The following is a 17,222-nucleotide window of genomic DNA, read 5'->3' as shown; positions in this document are numbered from 1 at the left end:
TTTATTGGTTTTGGCAGGGTTGTGGATAACGTGCCTTGCGCTCCAGGTCGTCGAGGTCGATATGGTTGCGCATGTATTGCTGACTGGCGTCTACCAGCGGCTGGTGATCCCAGCTCTTCAGCTTGCCGTGGGTCAGCGCCTCAAATACCAGGCGGCGACGGCGTTGGCTGGCGAGCACCTGCTGGTGGATCGCCGGGATGTCCCATTTGGCCCGCGCCTCACTCAAAAACGCCTCGAACAGTGGCCGGTGTTCCGGTGACTGGCTGAGGTTCTCCCGCTCGTGCGGGTCGTTGTGCACATCGAACAGTAGACAAGGGTCGTCTTCGCTGTAGATGAATTTGTAGGCGCCCCGGCGAATCATCATCAACGGGCTGACGGTGCCCTCGGCCATGTACTCGCCAAACACTTCGTCGTGCCCGCCCTGCCCCTGCAAGTGCGGGACCAGCGAACGGCCGTCCAGCGGCAGGCGTGGGTCCAGCTCGCCACCGGCCAGTTCCACCAGGGTCGGCAGCAGGTCGGCGGTGGACACTGCGTGGGTCACGCGGCCAGCGGCAAACTGCCCTGGCGCACTGACCAGCAGCGGCACGCGCGCGGCCATTTCAAACCAGTGCATTTTGTACCAGAGGCCGCGCTCGCCGAGCATGTCGCCGTGGTCGCCGGAGAAGATGATGATCGTATCGTCGGCCAGGCCGGTGTCTTCCAGGGTTTGCAGGAGTTTGCCGACATTGCTGTCGATATAGCTGCACGCGCCGAAGTAGGCACGGCGTGCATCGCGGATCTTATCCACAGGCAGCGGCTTGTCCCACAGGTCGTAGACCTTGAGCAGGCGCTGGGAATGCGGGTCGAGATCGGCCTGGGCTGGCGTCGTAGGCAAAGGGATGTCGGCGTCGTCGTACAGGTCCCAGAACGGCTTGGGAATGGTGTACGGGTCGTGGGGGTGAGTCATCGATACCGTCAGGCAGAACGGCTGGTCGCCGTCTTCGCGGATATGGTCGAACAGGTACTGCTGGGCCTTGAACACCACCTCTTCGTCGAAATCCAGCTGGTTGGTGCGCACGCACGGGCCGGCTTGCAGCACCGAGGACATGTTGTGGTACCAGCTGGGGCGTACGTCCGGTTCGTCCCAGTTCACCGCCCAGCCGTAGTCGGCGGGATAGATGTCGCTGGTCAGGCGTTCTTCATAGCCGTGCAGTTGGTCCGGGCCACAAAAGTGCATCTTGCCCGACAGCGCGGTGCGGTAGCCGAGGCGGCGCAGGTAGTGGGCATAGGTCGGTACGTCGGCGGGCAAATCCGCCGCGTTGTCGTAGGCGCCGATCTTGCTCGGCAGCTGGCCGCTGACCAGGGTAAAGCGCGACGGCGCGCACAGCGGGCTGTTGCAGTAGGCGGCGTCAAACACCACGCCTTGTGCGGCGAGGCGGCTCAAGTTGGGCAGCTTGATCGGGGAAGGTCCGTAGAACGGCAGCATCGGCGCGGCCATTTGATCGGCCATGATGAAAAGAATGTTCTTGCGCTTCATGATCTATCGGCATTCCATAGGCGGTGTTTATGCGAATGAGCATGCAGCCCATGGAAAATGGGGTAAAGCCCATGAAAAGCAATGTCTCAGGATAAGCACAGCTTATGTATGAAGCCCTGGGTGAGATGTCCCTCGACCTGCTGCGTGCCTTTGAAGCGGCGGCGCGCCACCGCAGTTTCACCGCCGCCGCGATGGAGCTGGGCACCACGCAGCCGGCCATCAGCCAACAGATCAAACGCCTTGAAGAACAGTTGGCGATTCGCCTGTTTGACCGGATCTACCGTGGCATTGAGTTGACCGACGCCGGCGCGCTGTTGTTCGAGCACGTGCAAGGCGGTTTGCAGACCATCAACCAGGGCTGAGCGCAATCACCCAGCAGGACCAGCACGAAGTGCTGCAAGTGGCCACCGACTTTGCCTTCGCCGCCTACTGGTTGATGCCGCGTTTGCACCGCTTCCACCAAGCCAACCCCCAAGTGGATGTAAGCCTGGTCACCAGCGAACGTAACCACGCGACCTTGCGCAGCGATATCGACGTAGCGGTGCTGTTCGGTGATGGCCGCTTCAAGCAGGGCGACAGCCTGTGGCTGTTCAATGAAGAAGTGTTCCCGGTGTGCAGCCCGCAATGGCTCAAGGGCCAGGCCACGCCGCTGACCCTGCAGAACCTGCATGACGTGCCTTTGCTGCACCTGCGCCAGGAAAACAACAGCCAGTGGTTCGACTGGAGCGGGGTGTTTCGCGAACTGGGCATCACTGCCACGCCCACCCCCGGCCAACTGCGTTTCGATAACTACACCCTGCTGATCCAGGCCGCGATTGCCGGCCAGGGCGTGGCCATCGGCTGGCGCCACCTGGTGGATAATTTGCTGGAGCAGAACTGGCTGTGCCGGCCGATCGGCGACACGGTGGTCTCGCGCTTCGGGTATTACGTGGTGCAGCCCCAGCGCAAACGTCGCGGGCAGTTGGTTGAACGGTTTGTCGACTGGCTGCTGGCGGAACAGGCCAGCAGTGCGCAGTCACTGACCGGGCTGGCCCTGCCCTCGATTGCGGTCTAGGATCTGGCGCATCTTGATTCCGGAGCCTGCCATGCAACGTATCAAGGGCTACCACGCCCATATCTACTTCGACGCCAGCACCCTCGACCAGGCGCGCACCTTATGTGAGGACGGCGCGAAGCTGTTCCCACTGCGCATGGGCCGTGTGCATGAACGGCCGGTGGGCCCGCACCCGGACTGGAGCTGCCAGCTGGCGTTCGACGCCGAATACATCGGCGTGGTGCTGCCGTGGTTGGCGCTCAATCGCAATGGCCTGGTGGTGTTCCTGCACCCCGATACCGGCGATGACCTCAAGGACCACACCGATTACGCGATCTGGATGGGCGCGATGCGTGAGCTGGACCTGTCTGGTTTTTAACCACTGTGCCTGCCCATCCCGTCGACTTGTGCCAAGGCGACGGGATTTTTTCTATATAAACCCGATATATGGGACTGTTATTTATATATTGAGATATTGCCAGGCATAGGTTTATATTCGCTCATCTGCTTTTTTCAGCACCCACTCATTTCAGGTGAAGCGATGCAGGCGCAATTGATCGCGCTCGATTGGGGGACCAGCTCCCTCCGGGCTTATAAACTCGGCCAGGCCGGCGCTGTGCTCGAACAGCGTTCGCTGGCCTTCGGGATCATGCACCTGCCTTGCGAACCGCGCGAGATTGCCGGCGTTCAGTGCAACAACGGCTTCGAGTTGGCGTTCGATGCAGCCTGCGGCGATTGGCTCGACGCCCAACCGGGCTTGCCGGTGATCGCTTGCGGCATGGTCGGCAGCGCCCAGGGCTGGAGCGAAGCGGCCTATCGCAACACCCCCGTCGATGTCGCCAGCCTCAGCCAGGCGCTGCACAGCGTGCGCAGCCTGCGCGGTGTGCAGGTGCATATCGTGCCCGGCGTGATCGAGCAGGTCGGCTTGCCCAATGTAATGCGCGGCGAAGAAACCCAAGTGCTCGGCGTGCTGCAGGGCCTCGGTGCCGAGGTGTTGATCGGCCTGCCCGGCAGCCATTCCAAATGGGTAGAAGTGGCGGGTGGCTGCATCACGCACTTCGACACCTTCATGACCGGCGAGCTGTTCGCGGTCATGAGCAAGCACAGCATCCTGGGGCGCACTCAGAAGACCTCCGAGCAGTTCCAGGCCGACGCCTTTGATCGCGGCGTGCACGTGTCGCAGTCAAAAGACGGCCGTCGTGGCGTGCTGTCGACGTTGTTCAGCGCCCGTAGCCTGGGGTTGACCGGCGAACTGGCCCCCGAGCAACAACCCGATTACCTGTCCGGCCTGCTGATTGGCTATGAACTGGCCGGCTTGCCGGACCAGGCAAAACACACGCCCATCATCCTGGTCGGCGCCGCCGCCCTCTGCGCCCGCTACCAACGCGCCCTCGCCCTGTGCGGCTTCGCCCACGTCAGCCTGGCGCAGGAGGCCACCGAGCGTGGCTTGTGGCAATTGGCAGTGGCGGCCGGGCTCACTCAACCTGCAACGGAGGCCTGACATGCTCAAGCAAGCACTCGCACATAACGGTTTGATCGCAATCCTGCGCGGCGTACGACCGGACGAAGCCGAGGCGATCGGCCAGGTGCTGTATCAGGCCGGTTTTCGCGTGATCGAAGTCCCACTGAATTCGCCCGACCCCTACACCAGCATCCGCACCCTGCGCGACAGCCTGCCCGCCGATTGCCTGATCGGCGCGGGCACGGTGTTGACGCCGGAGCAGGTCGAGCAGGTCAAAGCCGCCGGTGGCCAAGTGATCGTCATGCCCCACAGCGATCCCAAGGTGTTGCGTGCAGCCAAAGCGGCGGGTCTGTATCTGTCGCCGGGTGTGGCCACCCCCACCGAAGCGTTCGCCGCACTGACCGAAGGCGCCGATGTGTTGAAGCTGTTCCCGGCCGAGCAGATGGGCCCTTCGGTGATCAAGGCGTGGCTGGCGGTATTGCCGGCGGGTACCTTGTTGCTGCCGGTGGGCGGCGTGACCCCCGACAACATGCAGGTGTTTATCGAGGCCGGCGCCAAAGGGTTCGGGCTGGGTTCCGGGTTGTTCAAACCGGGTATGACAGTGGATCAGGTCGCGAGCCGTGCCCAGGCGTATGTCGCCGCCTGGAAAGCCCTGAGCTGATATCAAGTTCCGCGCCCACAGGCGCCGCATCTATAAGAGAGATAACAGATGAAAATCACCAAACTGACGACCTTTATCGTCCCGCCGCGCTGGTGCTTCCTCAAGGTCGAAACCGACCAGGGCGTGACCGGCTGGGGTGAACCCGTGGTTGAGGGCCGTGCCCACACCGTGGCGGCGGCGGTCGAAGAACTGTCCGACTACCTGATCGGCAAAGACCCACGCAATATTGAAGATATCTGGACCGTGCTCTATCGCGGCGGCTTCTACCGTGGCGGCGCTGTGCACATGAGCGCGCTGGCCGGGATCGACCAGGCGCTGTGGGACATCAAGGGCAAGGCCCTGGGCGTGTCGGTCAGCGACCTGCTGGGCGGCCAGGTACGCGACAAGATCCGCGTGTACTCATGGATCGGCGGCGATCGCCCTGCCGACACCGCCCGCGCCGCCAAAGAGGCGGTGGCCCGTGGCTTTACTGCGGTGAAAATGAACGGTACCGAAGAGTTGCAGTTTGTCGACAGCTTCGAAAAAGTCGACCTGGCCCTGGCCAACGTGGCGGCCGTGCGCGATGCGGTCGGGCCTAACGTGGGTATCGGCGTCGACTTCCATGGCCGCGTGCACAAGCCCATGGCCAAGGTGCTGATGAAAGAGCTGGACCCGTACAAACTGATGTTCATCGAAGAGCCGGTGCTCAGCGAAAACTACGAAGCGCTCAAGGAATTGGCGCCGCTGACCAGCACACCAATTGCCCTGGGCGAGCGCCTGTTCTCGCGTTGGGACTTCAAGCGCGTGCTCAGCGAAGGCTATGTCGACATCATCCAGCCGGACGCCTCCCACGCCGGCGGCATCACCGAAACCCGCAAGATCGCCAACATGGCCGAAGCCTACGACGTGGCCCTGGCGCTGCACTGCCCGCTGGGCCCGATTGCCTTGGCGGCCTGCCTGCAACTGGACGCGGTTTGCTACAACGCATTTATCCAGGAGCAGAGCCTGGGCATTCACTACAACGAGAGCAACGACCTGCTCGACTACGTGCGCGACCCGGGCGTGTTCGACTATGACCAGGGCTTTGTGAAGATCCCCAACGGGCCGGGCCTGGGCATCGAGATCAACGAGGAATACGTGATCGAACGCGCCGCCATCGGCCACCGCTGGCGCAACCCGATCTGGCGGCATGCCGACGGCAGCTTTGCGGAGTGGTGAGCACCGCGAACCTGAAGTGAAAACCCAATCAATGTGGGAGCGGGCTTGCTCGCGAAAGCGGTCTATCAGCCGCAGATGTGTTGACTGACACTCCGCCTTCGCGAGCAAGCCCGCTCCCACATTTGATCCCGGTTTCTTCAGCAAGATTTGTCCTCAATAAACATAACAAGAGGCACCCCCATGCACCCTGAATCCTTCAGCGGGCAGGCTTCTCTCGTCACGCCTAGCAGAAAGCGCTTTTTCATCATGGTGCTGCTGTTTATCACCGTGGTGATCAACTACCTCGACCGCAGCAACCTGTCGATTGCCGCCCCGGCGCTGACCACTGAACTGGGGATCGACCCGGTGCATGTCGGGCTGATTTTCTCTGCGTTCGGCTGGACTTACGCCGCCATGCAGATCCCCGGCGGCTGGCTGGTCGACCGCGTGCCCCCGCGCATTCTCTACACCGTCGCCCTGCTGCTATGGTCGATCGCCACGGTGATGCTCGGGTTCGCTGCCAGCTTTATCGCGCTGTTTGTGCTGCGCATGGCCGTCGGCGCCCTCGAAGCGCCGGCGTATCCGATCAACAGCCGTGTGGTCACCACTTGGTTTCCAGAGCGCGAGCGCGCCACGGCGATTGGCGTATACACCTCGGGGCAGTTTGTCGGGCTGGCGTTTCTGACGCCGGTACTGGCCTGGCTGCAGCACGCATTCGGCTGGCACATGGTGTTTGTCGCCACCGGTGGTGTGGGCATTGTGTGGGCGTTGATCTGGTACGCGGTGTATCGCGAGCCGAAGGATTTCAAGGGCGCGAATGCCGCTGAAATCGAATTGATCCGCGACGGCGGCGGCTTGGTGGACATGCAGGCGCAAGCCACCAAGGCGCCGTTCAGTTGGGTCGACCTGGGCATTGTGCTGAGCAAGCGCAAGCTCTGGGGCATCTACCTGGGGCAGTTCTGCCTGAACTCCACACTGTGGTTTTTTCTGACGTGGTTTCCGACCTATCTGGTGAAATATCGCGGGATGGACTTCATCAAATCCGGCCTGCTGGCCTCACTGCCCTTCTTGGCCGCGTTTGTCGGGGTGCTGTGTTCGGGGATTTTTTCCGACTGGCTGATACGCCGAGGGGCGTCGGTGGGCTTTGCGCGCAAATTACCGATTATTGGCGGGTTGCTGATTTCCACGGCGATCATTGGCGCCAACTATGTGGATTCCACCGCGTGGGTCATCGCGTTTCTGGCGCTGGCGTTTTTCGGCAATGGCCTGGCGTCGATCACCTGGTCACTGGTGTCGACCCTGGCACCGGCGCGGCTGTTGGGGCTGACCGGTGGGGTGTTCAACTTCATCGGCAACCTGTCGGCGATTGCCACGCCGATCGTGATTGGCTTTTTGGCCACCGGCGATTCTTTTGCGCCGGCGATCACCTATATCGCAGTGCTCGCTTTGTTGGGGGCGCTTTCCTACGTGCTGCTGGTCGGCAAGGTCGAACGCATCGAGCTGTAGACATTGCTTATGTGGCGAGCGGGCTTTCGTGGCGAGCGGGCTTGCCCGCGTTGGAGTGCGCAGCGCTCCCGCTTTTTTGGGGCCGCTGCGCAGCCCAACGCGGGCAAGCCCGCTCGCCACAAAAGCCCATCCGCGACAGAAGCCCGATGCCACTCAGGCTTCCTCACCACAAAGTGATCGGCAAGCTTTAGTTGAGTACGCCATCCAGAATCTCATAGACGATGCCAGTACCCACCGCGATCAACACCACATCCGGCCCCGAGCGGCGCCATTCATAACCCGGGTAAACCGGCAGGCGTGCCAGGGCGCGGTTGTCCAGGCGCTCGCCGTAGTAGCCGCGTGGCAGGGGCTGGCCGCGTACCAGGCGAACGTTGGGCGGTGGCGGCGCGCCACGCGAGAACTGGCCGTGGTTGTCGTGGATGATCTGCCGCACCGGGCCGAAGTCCTGAGGCGGGCCGCGACGGTTGTCCTGCGGGCCGCGATGGTCGTCGCCACGTTGCTCGTGCTGGCCTTGCGGGCCACCACGGTCGTCACCTCGCTGGTCCGGCGGTGCGGCTTGCACCAGGGCGCTGGCGCCAAGCACCAGCACGCCAAGGCCGGCAATCACGGATTTAGGCATTTTCATCGGGTATTCCTCAGGGCACACACACAAAAAAGGGATCCCGAACGAGGTTCGAAATCCCTTGGTCTTGCTGTTTAGGCTGTGATTGTGCGAGTTGATTCCTCTGTATCAGGAACTTTACCTCCCGCTACATAGGCCTTACTTACGGGCGTTACGCACACCTTCCGACAGCGCCGCGCACAGGCTCAATACCCCATCAATCGCTTGTTGATCGTTGCTGGCATTCGCGATGTGATCGATCAGCGCCGAACCCACCACCACACCGTCCGCCAGGCGTGCGATAGCCGCCGCTTGTTCCGGCGTGCGGATACCAAAACCGATGCTGATCGGCAGGTCGGTATGCCGACGCAGGCGGGTCACCGCTTCTTCGACGTGCTCCAGGGTGGCGGCACCGGCACCGGTCACCCCGGCCACCGACACGTAGTACACAAAGCCGGAGCTGCCGTTAAGCACGGTCGGCAGGCGCACGTCATCGGTGGTCGGCGTGGTCAGGCGGATAAAGTCGATGCCCGCTGCCTGGGCCGGGTCGCACAGCTCGCCGTTATGTTCAGGCGGCATGTCGACCACGATCAGGCCGTCCACACCGGCTTCCTTGGCATCAACGATGAACTGCGGCACGCCGTATTTGTGGATCGGGTTGAAGTACCCCATCAGCACCAGCGGCGTGTCGTTGTTGTCTTTGCGGAACTCGCGAACCATTTGCAGGGTTTTCACCAGGTTCTGCTTGGCTTCCAATGCACGGATGTTGGCCAACTGGATGGCCGGGCCGTCGGCCATCGGGTCGGTGAAGGGCATGCCCAGCTCGATCACATCGGCGCCAGCCGCCGGCAAACCCTTGAGGATCGCCAGCGAGGTGTCGTAACCCGGGTCACCGGCGGTGACGAAGGTCACCAGGGCAGCGCGGTTTTGTTCTTTCAGTTGCGTAAAGCGGGTTTGCAGGCGGCTCATCAGTGTTTCTCCTGCTGGGCTGGCACTTGTTGAGAGTTTTCCATGTGGTGCATCACGGTCTGCATGTCTTTGTCGCCACGGCCGGACAGGTTGACCACCATCAGGTGATCTTTCGGCAGGGTCGGTGCGCGCTTGAACACTTCGGCCAGGGCGTGGGCGCTTTCCAGTGCAGGAATAATCCCTTCCAGGCGGCAGCATTTGTGGAACGCGTCGAGGGCTTCGTCGTCGGTTACCGAGGTGTATTGAACGCGGCCGATGTCATGCAACCAGGCGTGTTCCGGGCCGATGCCCGGGTAGTCGAGGCCGGCGGAAATCGAGTGGGCGTCGATGATCTGGCCATCGTCGTCCTGCAACAGGAAGGTACGGTTGCCGTGCAGCACGCCGGGTACACCGCCGTTTAGGCTGGCGGCGTGCTTGCCGGTTTCGATGCCGTGGCCGGCGGCTTCAACGCCGATGATCTCGACGCTGGTGTCATCCAGGAACGGGTGGAACAGGCCCATGGCGTTGGAACCGCCGCCGATGCACGCCACCAGGCTGTCCGGCAGGCGGCCTTCCTGGGCTTGCAACTGGGTGCGGGTTTCTTTGCCGATCACGGCCTGGAAGTCGCGCACCATCGCCGGGTACGGGTGTGGGCCAGCCACGGTGCCGATCAGGTAGAAGGTGCTGTCGACGTTGGTTACCCAGTCGCGCAGGGCTTCGTTCATCGCGTCCTTGAGGGTGCCGGTGCCGGCGACCACTGGGATCACTTCGGCACCCAGCAGCTTCATGCGGAACACGTTGGCCTGTTGGCGCTCGATGTCGGTGGTGCCCATGTAGATCACGCATTGCAGGCCGAAGCGTGCCGCCACGGTGGCGGTGGCCACGCCGTGCATGCCTGCGCCGGTTTCGGCGATGATGCGTTTTTTGCCCATGCGCCGCGCCAGCAGGATCTGGCCGATGCAGTTGTTGATCTTGTGCGCGCCGGTGTGGTTCAGCTCTTCGCGCTTGAGGTAGATCTTGGCGCCGCCACAGAATTCGGTCAGGCGTTCGGCGAAATACAGCGGGCTTGGGCGCCCGACATAATCGCGCTGGAAGTAGGCCAATTCTTCAGTGAACGCCGGATCGATCTTCGCGGCTTCGTATTCGCGGGCCAGGTCGAGAATCAACGGCATCAGGGTTTCAGCGACGTAGCGGCCGCCGAACGCGCCAAAGAGGCCGTTGGCGTCAGGGCCGTTGCGTAGATCGGTCTGGGACTGAGTCATGGGGCGCTCCAGGAAAAGAAGGTGAGGAGAGGCAATGACGGCCACTCTACCCCTGACGCTGTACCCTGAAAACCGATAAGATCGCCGTAACCTGTCAGGAAAACTCACAGATGAGCCGAGACCTACCCCCCCTCAACGCCCTGCGCGCCTTTGAAGCCACTGCCCGACTCAACAGCGTTAGCCAGGCCGCCGAGAAACTTCACGTCACGCATGGCGCGGTGAGCCGGCAATTGAAGGTGCTGGAAGAGCACTTGGGGGTCAGCCTGTTCGTCAAGGATGGGCGCGGCCTTAAACTCACAGATGCCGGTGTGCGGCTGCGAGACGCCAGCGCTGAGGCATTCGAGCGGTTAAGGGATGTATGCGCCGAACTCACCCAAGCCAGCGCCGACGCACCCTTCGTGCTCGGCTGCTCGGGCAGCCTGCTGGCGCGCTGGCTGATCCCGCGTCTGGGCCGTTTGAACGCAGACTTGCCGGACCTGCGCCTGCACCTGTCGGCGGGCGACGGCGATCTCGACCCGCGTCGCCCCGGGCTGGATGCCCTGCTGGTCTTCGCCGAACCGCCGTGGCCCGCGGATATGCAGGTGTACGAGCTGGCCAGCGAGCGCATCGGCCCGGTGATGAGCCCGCGTTTTGCCGGTTACGAGCGTCTGCGCCAGGCGCCAGCCTCGGCGTTGTGTGACGAGGCCCTGTTGCACACCACCTCACGCCCGCAAGCCTGGCCCAGTTGGGCGCAGCAACACGGCATCGAGCCCGGCACGTTGAGACACGGCCAGGGGTTCGAGCATTTGTATTATTTGCTGGAAGCGGCGGTGGCCGGTTTGGGTGTGGCGATTGCACCGCAGCCGCTGGTGGCGGAGGACCTGCGAGCGGGTCGCCTGGTGGCGCCGTGGGGTTTCAGTGAAACCCCGGCGCACCTGGCGTTGTGGCTACCCAAGCGCGCCGCAGACGGGCGCGCGGGTCAGTTGGCGCAATGGCTCAAGGCTGAGCTGTTGCGCCAGCCGCTGTAGGTAAAATCAGTCGCCGCGTTTGCACAGCAGGTAAGCCGCCAGCAGACCCAGTGCGCCTACAGCGACGCCGGCGGTAGTCCATGGGTGCTCTTGTGCGTAGTCGCGGGTTGCAACACCGGTTTCGCGGATTTTGACTTTGCTTTCTTCGTAGGCATCGCTGATCAGGTGACGGGAGTGCTTGAGGGCATTCTCGGCATTGCTTTTCAGGGCCTTCAGGGTTTTGCGCGACTCATCGGACGCATCATCCTTGAGGCTCTCAAGGGACTTGAGCAGGCTCGAAATCTCGGCTTCCATGCTTTCCAGCGACGCTTTGCGTAAAGAAGTGTTGGCCATTTGGACATCTCCTGAAGTGATTGAGTGGCATGTGTAGATACCGACTCCAGCGTTTTCAGAAAGTGCAGTAAATCTGAACTTTCGGGTAGGAACAGTCGCCAGAAGCAGTACGAATATTCACTGCTAGTCTTGATTGACGACCCCTAGGAGAAACGCCATGAGTGATCATCACACCTACAAGAAAGTCGAACTGGTGGGTTCTTCCACCACCAGCATCGAAGACGCGATCAATAACGCCCTGGCTGAAGCCAGCAAGAGCATCAAGCACCTGGAGTGGTTCGAGGTGACCGAAACCCGTGGCCACATCAAGGACGGCAAGGCGGCGCACTTCCAGGTCACCCTGAAGGTGGGGTTCCGAATTGCCAGTAGTTGATCACGCCGGTTGAACTTTGCCGACTGGCCGATTGCCATAACCTGCGCTACAACCAATGGGTGCCGATGCGAAAGCGTCGGCACGCTCTTTTCGATCAGCGCAAGGAAAGTAACGGATGAAGAAGTTCCTGTTAGCGGTAGGTTTGTTGAGCATTGCGGGCACAGCCCTGGCGGCGGGCAAGCCTTGTGAAGAGCTGAAAAGCGAAATCGCAGCGAAAATCGACGCCAAGGGCGCTACGGGTTATTCGCTGGAAGTGGTAGATAAAGGCGCATCGACCGACGCCAAAGTGGTCGGCAGCTGCGAAGGCGGCACCAAGGAAATCGTCTACAAGCGCGGTTAATCCCGTGTTCCAGACATAAAAAACCGACGCAGGTGCGTCGGTTTTTTTTCGCCTGAGGGTTTTAGCCCTTCATCAACTGCGCCAGCAACTCGTAGGAATGAATCCGGTCGGCGTGTTCGTATAGGTCGCAGGTAAAGATCAGCTCATCGGCGCCGGTTTGTTCGACCAGCACCTCCAGTTTGGCGCGGATCTTCGCCGGGCTGCCAACCATGGCCAGGCCGAGGAAGCTGCCCACTGCGTCCTTTTCATGGGGCAGCCACAGGCCGTCCATGGTTTTTACCGGCGGGCGCTGCACCAGGCTTTGCCCGCGCATCAGCGCCAGGATGCGTTGGTACACCGAGGTGGCCAGGTAATCGGCCTGTTCGTCGGTGTCGGCGGCTACCAGCGGAATGCCGAGCATCACGTAGGGCTTGTCCAGTACGGCTGAAGGCTTGAAGTGGTTGCGATACACGCGAACCGCTTCATGCATAAGGCGCGGTGCGAAATGCGAGGCGAAGGCGTAGGGCAAACCGCGCTCGCCTGCCAATTGCGCGCTGAACAGGCTCGAACCGAGCAGCCACACCGGCACATTGGTGCCGGTGCCGGGCACGGCGATTACCCGCTGGTCCGGGGTGCGTGGGCCGAGGTAGGCCATCAGCTCGGCCACATCATCCGGGAAATCGTCGGCGCTGCCCGAGCGTTCACGGCGCAGGGCGCGGGCAGTCATCTGGTCGGAACCGGGGGCGCGGCCCAGGCCCAGGTCGATACGGCCGGGGTAGAGGCTTTCGAGCGTGCCGAACTGCTCGGCGATCACCAATGGCGCGTGGTTGGGCAGCATCACGCCGCCAGAGCCGACGCGAATGGTCGAAGTGCCGCCCGCCAGGTAGCCCAGCAACACCGAGGTGGCCGAGCTGGCAATGCCGTCCATGTTGTGGTGTTCAGCCACCCAGAAACGGTTGTAGCCAAACTTTTCCACGTGCTGGGCCAAGTCCAGGGAATTGCGCAACGACTGCGCCGGGCTGCCATTGGCCCGCACGGGCACCAGGTCCAGGGTCGAGAACTTCACGTCGGACAGCGATTTCATAAGCCTGCTTCTCCAATAGGTGCGCAGGCTTATAGACGAACCAAAACCTGCCGCTTCATGTGCATGTTCTATGCAATGAGGGCATATACCCGAGATTCAATAGCGAGCATGTAATTTCCTACTAAATTGCTGGGTTTCTCCGACAAGATGAACTTTGCCACGCGGTCTATCCTCAGAACCCTTACTGACGCAAAACCACCGTTCGAGGAGAAAGCTATGAGTATCGTTAAAAAAGCATCCGCGCATTGGGAAGGTGACCTGAAGACTGGCCTGGGTTCTATCTCCACCGAAACCGGCGTGCTGCGCGAAGCGCCCTACGGCTTCAAGGCGCGTTTCGAAGGCGGCAAGGGTACCAACCCTGAAGAGTTGATCGGTGCGGCCCACGCCGGCTGTTTCTCCATGGCGTTCTCCATGATTCTGGGCGACGCGGGCCTTAAGGCCGACAGCATCGACACCCAGGCCGAAGTGACGCTGGACCAGGTTGACGGGGGCTTTGCGATCACCGCCGTGCACCTGATCCTAAAGGCCAAGATCCCGGGTGCAAGCCAGGCGCAGTTCGATGAACTGAGCAAAAAAGCCAAGGAAGGGTGCCCGGTGTCCAAGGTGCTGAATGCGAAAATCAGCCTGGACGCCACGCTGGTCAGCTGATCCGGCAGGCGCAATGAGGGAGCGAGCCGCTCCCTCATTTAGTTATGCGTTAAATCAGAACTCGTGTTTCACCGTTGTGGTCCTATAGCTTATGCAGCCTTAGACGCACACCCGTGCGCAATGCATTTAGGGAGCTTCACTGATGAAACGTATTGCCTTGGCGGTTATCTGCGGTGCACTGGCAACCTCGGCCTTGGCCGCGCCAAAAGACTGCGAAGAGCTCAGGAAAGAGATCGAGGTCAAGATTCAGGCGAATGCCGTTCCGTCCTACACGCTGGAAATCGTCAGCAAGGAAGAGGCCGACAAGCACGACGTGGCCATGGTCGTCGGCAGCTGTGAGAACGGCACCAAAGCCATCGTCTATCAGAAAAACAACGACTGATCACAGACAGTTGACGCTGCGCTCCTGCGCCAACAACTGACGTGCTGCGTTGTACAGCCGGATATTCGGCGTGTAGCCCAGCGAACGCCCTTCCAGTCGATAACGCTGGCCGGCCTCGAAATGGTCATACTGCAAGGTGATGAAGCAGGTACGGTCGCTGGTTTGCCCAAACCCGCTGAGGCTGCCGCCGGTGGGGACTTCAAAATCAAAACGCACCATTAACTCATGACCGCCCGGTGGGAACTGGAAGTAGCGCCCGTCCGGTAGGTTCTTGCCATCCAGACGCTGGGCCATCACCAGCTTGGCGCCGGGTGTCGGCGTGGCGAAATCGACCCATGCCTGTTGCGGGTCGACCGGTGGCAGCGGCGTCGAAGCACAGGCGCTGAGAAACAGGGCGGCGACGGGAAGCAAAAGCTGACGCATGGCGGGTACTCAACACTAGGAGAGGTTTGAGTATAAACACGCCACGCCATGGAAAAACTCCCTGCAGGCAGGATAGTCTGGCGCACAAATCACCCAGGAGCGGTTGGGGCATGGTCAGGCGTTTTCTTGCGGTGTGGGTGGTTGTGCTGCTCAGCGGCTGCTCCAGCATCACTTATTACAGCCAGTTGGCGGGCGGTCAGTGGCAATTGTTGCGGGCCCGGGAGCCGGTTTCCGAGGTCATCGCAGACCCTTCCCGCCCACAGGTATTGCGTGACCACCTGGAGCAGTCGCAAAAAGCGCGTACGTTCGCCAGTGAGCACCTGCACCTTCCCGACAACCAGAGTTACCGCTTGTATGCGGACATTGGCCGGGCCTATGTGGTCTGGAATGTCTTCGCCACGCAGGAATTTTCCCTGTCGCCGGAAACCCATTGCTTTCCGATTGCCGGTTGCGTCGCTTATCGCGGCTATTACAACCAAGGGGCGGCGCGAGGCGAGGCGGCGCTGTTGAAACAACAAGGCATGGATGTGTCGATTGGCGGCGTCGAGGCCTATTCCACCTTGGGCTGGTTTAACGATCCGATCATGAACTCAATGCTGAGCTGGGGTGATGAGCGCCTGGCCACGCTGATCTTCCACGAGCTGGCGCACCAGCGTTTTTACGTGAAGGACGACACTGAGTTCAACGAGTCCTACGCCAACTTCGTCGAGCAGGAAGGCACCCGCCAATGGCGTGCGGCGCGAGGCCTGGCGCCGCTCGGCACTGCGGCGTTGCAGCAACGCGATCAATTTATCCGGCTGGTTCTCGACACGCGCAAACGCCTGGAAACACTTTACGCCCAGCCGCTGGCGGCCGATGTGATGCGCCAGCGCAAAGCTGCGGAATTCGAGCGTTTGCGCAGCGATTACCGGCAACTTCGCGACAACCAATGGGCTGGCGATAAACGCTATGACGCCTGGATCAACCAGCCGATGAACAATGCGAAGCTGTTGCCGTTCGGGCTGTATGACCAGTGGGTGCCGGCGTTTGCTGCATTGTTTGCGCAGGAGGGCGGGGATTGGGTGAAGTTCTTTGCGGCGGTGGAGAAGCTGGGTGGGTTGCCGGTAGGGCAGCGTAAGGCGGCATTGAGGCAGCTGGAAATTGTTGGCCATTAGGCCTCATCGCAGGCAAGCCAGCTCCCACATTGGAGCGGCGTACACCGGCAGCTGGCTTGCCTGCGATAGCGATCTCAAGGCCGTTGCAAAAACGCCTGATGCATCTCGCCCAACGTCTCAAAGTGCCAGGTCGGCGCCTCGGCGTTCAGCTCCTCAAAACTGCCAAACCCATACCCCACCGCAGCCGAATCCAGCCCGTTGCTCCGCGCCCCGATCAGGTCGTGCTTGCGATCACCAATCATCAAGGTCGTGGCCGGGTCCAGGCCCTCTTCGCTCATCAAGTGAGCAATCAACTCGACTTTGTTGGTACGCGTCCCATCCAGTTCGCTGCCGTAAATCACCTTGAAGTGCTTGGCAAAATCGAAATGCCGAGCGATCTCGCGGGCAAACACCCAAGGCTTGGACGTCGCGATATACAGTTGGCGGCCCTGGCGGCTCAAATCTTCCAGCAACGGCATCACGCCGTCGAACACGCGGTTTTCGTACAGCCCGGTGACCTTGAAACGCTCGCGGTAGAAATTCAACGCTTCCCACGCCTTGGGCTCATCGAGGTCATAGAACTGCATGAACGCTTGCAGCAACGGCGGGCCGATGAAGTGTTCGAGCTTGGCCAGGTCAGGTTCGTCGATGCCCAGTTTGCCGAGGGCGTACTGGATCGAGCGGGTGATGCCCTCACGCGGGTCGGTGAGGGTGCCATCCAGGTCGAACAGGACGGTGGGGTAATGCAGGGTCATTGATCGAATCCTTCAGCCAGGTGCAGGTCTTTGAGCTTCACGTAGTTCGCCGCGCTGTAGGTGAAAAAGGCGCGTTCCTTGTCAGTCAGTGCGCGGACTTGTTTAACCGGGCTGCCCACATACAAAAAGCCGCTTTCGAGTTTTTTGCCCGGCGGTACCAGGCTCCCGGCGCCGATGATCACGTCGTCTTCCACCACGGCGCCATCCATCACGATGCTGCCCATGCCGATCAGGATGCGATTACCGACGGTGCAACCGTGCAGCATGACTTTGTGGGCGATGGTCACGTCATTGCCGATCAGCAGCGCAAAGCCGTCCGGGTTGAAGGGGCCGGCGTGGGTGATGTGCAGCACGCAGCCGTCCTGCACGCTGGTGCGCGCACCGATGCGGATGCGGTGCATGTCGCCGCGAATCACGGTCAGCGGCCACACCGAGCTGTCGGTGCCGATTTCGACATCGCCGATCACCACCGCCGAAATATCGACAAAAGCCCCGGCGCCGAGGGTTGGCGTGTGGTTCTGATAGGTGCGAAGGGTCACGATAGCCTCTCTCTTATCTGCTGATAGCTGCGGTGGGCGTTGATTGTAATTAAGATGGCCC

General features: G+C 61.4%; 20 protein-coding genes and 1 pseudogene. 12 read left to right on the top strand and 9 right to left on the bottom strand.

Going from position 1 to position 17,222, the window contains the following annotated elements; translation table 11 throughout:
• Position 1: 1 nt before the first annotated feature.
• Positions 2–1,516 carry a choline-sulfatase gene (gene betC, locus LRS56_26270; protein WDU62226.1) on the bottom strand — a complete coding sequence of 505 codons (1,515 nt, stop codon included), beginning with the start codon at positions 1,514–1,516 and terminating at the stop codon, positions 2–4.
• Positions 1,517–1,620: 104 nt separating this feature from the next.
• On the opposite strand from betC, the pseudogene LRS56_26265 reads away from it, so the two are divergent.
• From LRS56_26265 to LRS56_26240, 6 genes and pseudogenes are all read left to right on the top strand, one after another.
• Positions 1,621–2,570: pseudogene (locus LRS56_26265) on the top strand (LysR family transcriptional regulator).
• A gap of 31 nt (positions 2,571–2,601) precedes the next feature.
• Entirely contained in the window at positions 2,602–2,928 is a 327-nt protein-coding gene (locus LRS56_26260) for a DOPA 4,5-dioxygenase family protein (protein ID WDU62225.1), read from the top strand.
• Positions 2,929–3,090: 162 nt separating this feature from the next.
• Positions 3,091–4,050, top strand: coding sequence for a 2-dehydro-3-deoxygalactonokinase (locus LRS56_26255; GenBank protein WDU62224.1), 960 nt, complete (start codon positions 3,091–3,093; stop codon positions 4,048–4,050).
• Between the two features lies 1 nt (position 4,051).
• A complete protein-coding gene (locus tag LRS56_26250; protein WDU62223.1) occupies positions 4,052–4,672 on the top strand; it encodes a 2-dehydro-3-deoxy-6-phosphogalactonate aldolase in 621 nt (206 codons plus the stop codon).
• Positions 4,673–4,720: 48 nt separating this feature from the next.
• A complete protein-coding gene (gene dgoD, locus LRS56_26245) occupies positions 4,721–5,869 on the top strand; it encodes a galactonate dehydratase (GenBank protein WDU62222.1) in 1,149 nt (382 codons plus the stop codon).
• Positions 5,870–6,049: 180 nt separating this feature from the next.
• Positions 6,050–7,354 carry an MFS transporter gene (locus LRS56_26240; protein WDU62221.1) on the top strand — a complete coding sequence of 435 codons (1,305 nt, stop codon included), beginning with the start codon at positions 6,050–6,052 and terminating at the stop codon, positions 7,352–7,354.
• Positions 7,355–7,541: 187 nt separating this feature from the next.
• Here the strand turns inward: LRS56_26240 and LRS56_26235 are convergent, their stop codons facing one another.
• The 3 genes from LRS56_26235 to trpB all read right to left on the bottom strand — a co-directional run bounded on the left by LRS56_26235 (position 7,542) and on the right by trpB (position 10,165).
• On the bottom strand, positions 7,542–7,979 hold the full coding sequence (locus LRS56_26235) for an anti-virulence regulator CigR family protein (protein ID WDU62220.1): 438 nt from the start codon (positions 7,977–7,979) through the stop codon (positions 7,542–7,544).
• A 135-nt stretch (positions 7,980–8,114) separates the two neighbouring features.
• A complete protein-coding gene (gene trpA / locus LRS56_26230; GenBank protein WDU62219.1) occupies positions 8,115–8,924 on the bottom strand; it encodes a tryptophan synthase subunit alpha in 810 nt (269 codons plus the stop codon).
• Positions 8,924–10,165: a tryptophan synthase subunit beta gene (gene trpB / locus LRS56_26225; protein ID WDU62218.1), complete on the bottom strand. Its 1,242-nt coding sequence runs from the start codon at positions 10,163–10,165 to the stop codon at positions 8,924–8,926. The genes trpA and trpB overlap by 1 nt, the downstream gene beginning before the upstream one ends.
• A gap of 110 nt (positions 10,166–10,275) precedes the next feature.
• Here trpB and LRS56_26220 point away from each other — a divergent pair, with 110 nt between their 5' ends.
• Complete coding sequence (locus LRS56_26220) at positions 10,276–11,172, top strand: LysR family transcriptional regulator (protein ID WDU62217.1); 897 nt, start codon at positions 10,276–10,278, stop codon at positions 11,170–11,172.
• 6 nt (positions 11,173–11,178) lie between these two features.
• On the opposite strand, the gene LRS56_26215 is transcribed toward LRS56_26220, so the two are convergent.
• Positions 11,179–11,505, bottom strand: coding sequence for a DUF883 family protein (locus LRS56_26215; protein ID WDU62216.1), 327 nt, complete (start codon positions 11,503–11,505; stop codon positions 11,179–11,181).
• 157 nt (positions 11,506–11,662) lie between these two features.
• Here LRS56_26215 and LRS56_26210 point away from each other — a divergent pair, with 157 nt between their 5' ends.
• Entirely contained in the window at positions 11,663–11,878 is a 216-nt protein-coding gene (locus LRS56_26210; GenBank protein ID WDU62215.1) for a dodecin family protein, read from the top strand.
• Positions 11,879–11,993: 115 nt separating this feature from the next.
• Complete coding sequence (locus LRS56_26205) at positions 11,994–12,218, top strand: DUF1161 domain-containing protein (protein ID WDU62214.1); 225 nt, start codon at positions 11,994–11,996, stop codon at positions 12,216–12,218.
• A 61-nt stretch (positions 12,219–12,279) separates the two neighbouring features.
• Here the strand turns inward: LRS56_26205 and LRS56_26200 are convergent, their stop codons facing one another.
• Entirely contained in the window at positions 12,280–13,281 is a 1,002-nt protein-coding gene (locus LRS56_26200; protein ID WDU62213.1) for an LLM class flavin-dependent oxidoreductase, read from the bottom strand.
• Between the two features lie 216 nt (positions 13,282–13,497).
• On the opposite strand from LRS56_26200, the gene LRS56_26195 reads away from it, so the two are divergent.
• Together LRS56_26195 and LRS56_26190 are read left to right on the top strand one after the other, a co-directional pair.
• On the top strand, positions 13,498–13,929 hold the full coding sequence (locus LRS56_26195; protein WDU62212.1) for an OsmC family protein: 432 nt from the start codon (positions 13,498–13,500) through the stop codon (positions 13,927–13,929).
• Between the two features lie 142 nt (positions 13,930–14,071).
• On the top strand, positions 14,072–14,311 hold the full coding sequence (locus LRS56_26190; GenBank protein WDU62211.1) for a DUF1161 domain-containing protein: 240 nt from the start codon (positions 14,072–14,074) through the stop codon (positions 14,309–14,311).
• On the opposite strand, the gene LRS56_26185 is transcribed toward LRS56_26190, so the two are convergent.
• Positions 14,312–14,734, bottom strand: coding sequence for a hypothetical protein (locus tag LRS56_26185; protein WDU62210.1), 423 nt, complete (start codon positions 14,732–14,734; stop codon positions 14,312–14,314).
• 110 nt (positions 14,735–14,844) lie between these two features.
• Between LRS56_26185 and LRS56_26180 the strand changes: the two genes are divergently transcribed.
• On the top strand, positions 14,845–15,888 hold the full coding sequence (locus LRS56_26180) for an aminopeptidase (GenBank protein WDU62209.1): 1,044 nt from the start codon (positions 14,845–14,847) through the stop codon (positions 15,886–15,888).
• Positions 15,889–15,962: 74 nt separating this feature from the next.
• On the opposite strand, the gene LRS56_26175 is transcribed toward LRS56_26180, so the two are convergent.
• Together LRS56_26175 and LRS56_26170 are read right to left on the bottom strand one after the other, a co-directional pair.
• A complete protein-coding gene (locus LRS56_26175; protein ID WDU62208.1) occupies positions 15,963–16,622 on the bottom strand; it encodes an HAD family hydrolase in 660 nt (219 codons plus the stop codon).
• A complete protein-coding gene (locus LRS56_26170) occupies positions 16,619–17,161 on the bottom strand; it encodes a gamma carbonic anhydrase family protein (GenBank protein WDU62207.1) in 543 nt (180 codons plus the stop codon). Before LRS56_26170 ends, LRS56_26175 begins: the two co-directional genes overlap by 4 nt.
• Positions 17,162–17,222: the final 61 nt, after the last annotated feature.

This window comes from Pseudomonas poae (genome assembly GCA_028869255.1).
Lineage (GTDB): Bacteria > Pseudomonadota > Gammaproteobacteria > Pseudomonadales > Pseudomonadaceae > Aquipseudomonas > Aquipseudomonas poae_C.
Note: the sequence above shows the minus strand (reverse complement) of the source record. Positions and strands in the feature narration are given on the sequence as shown.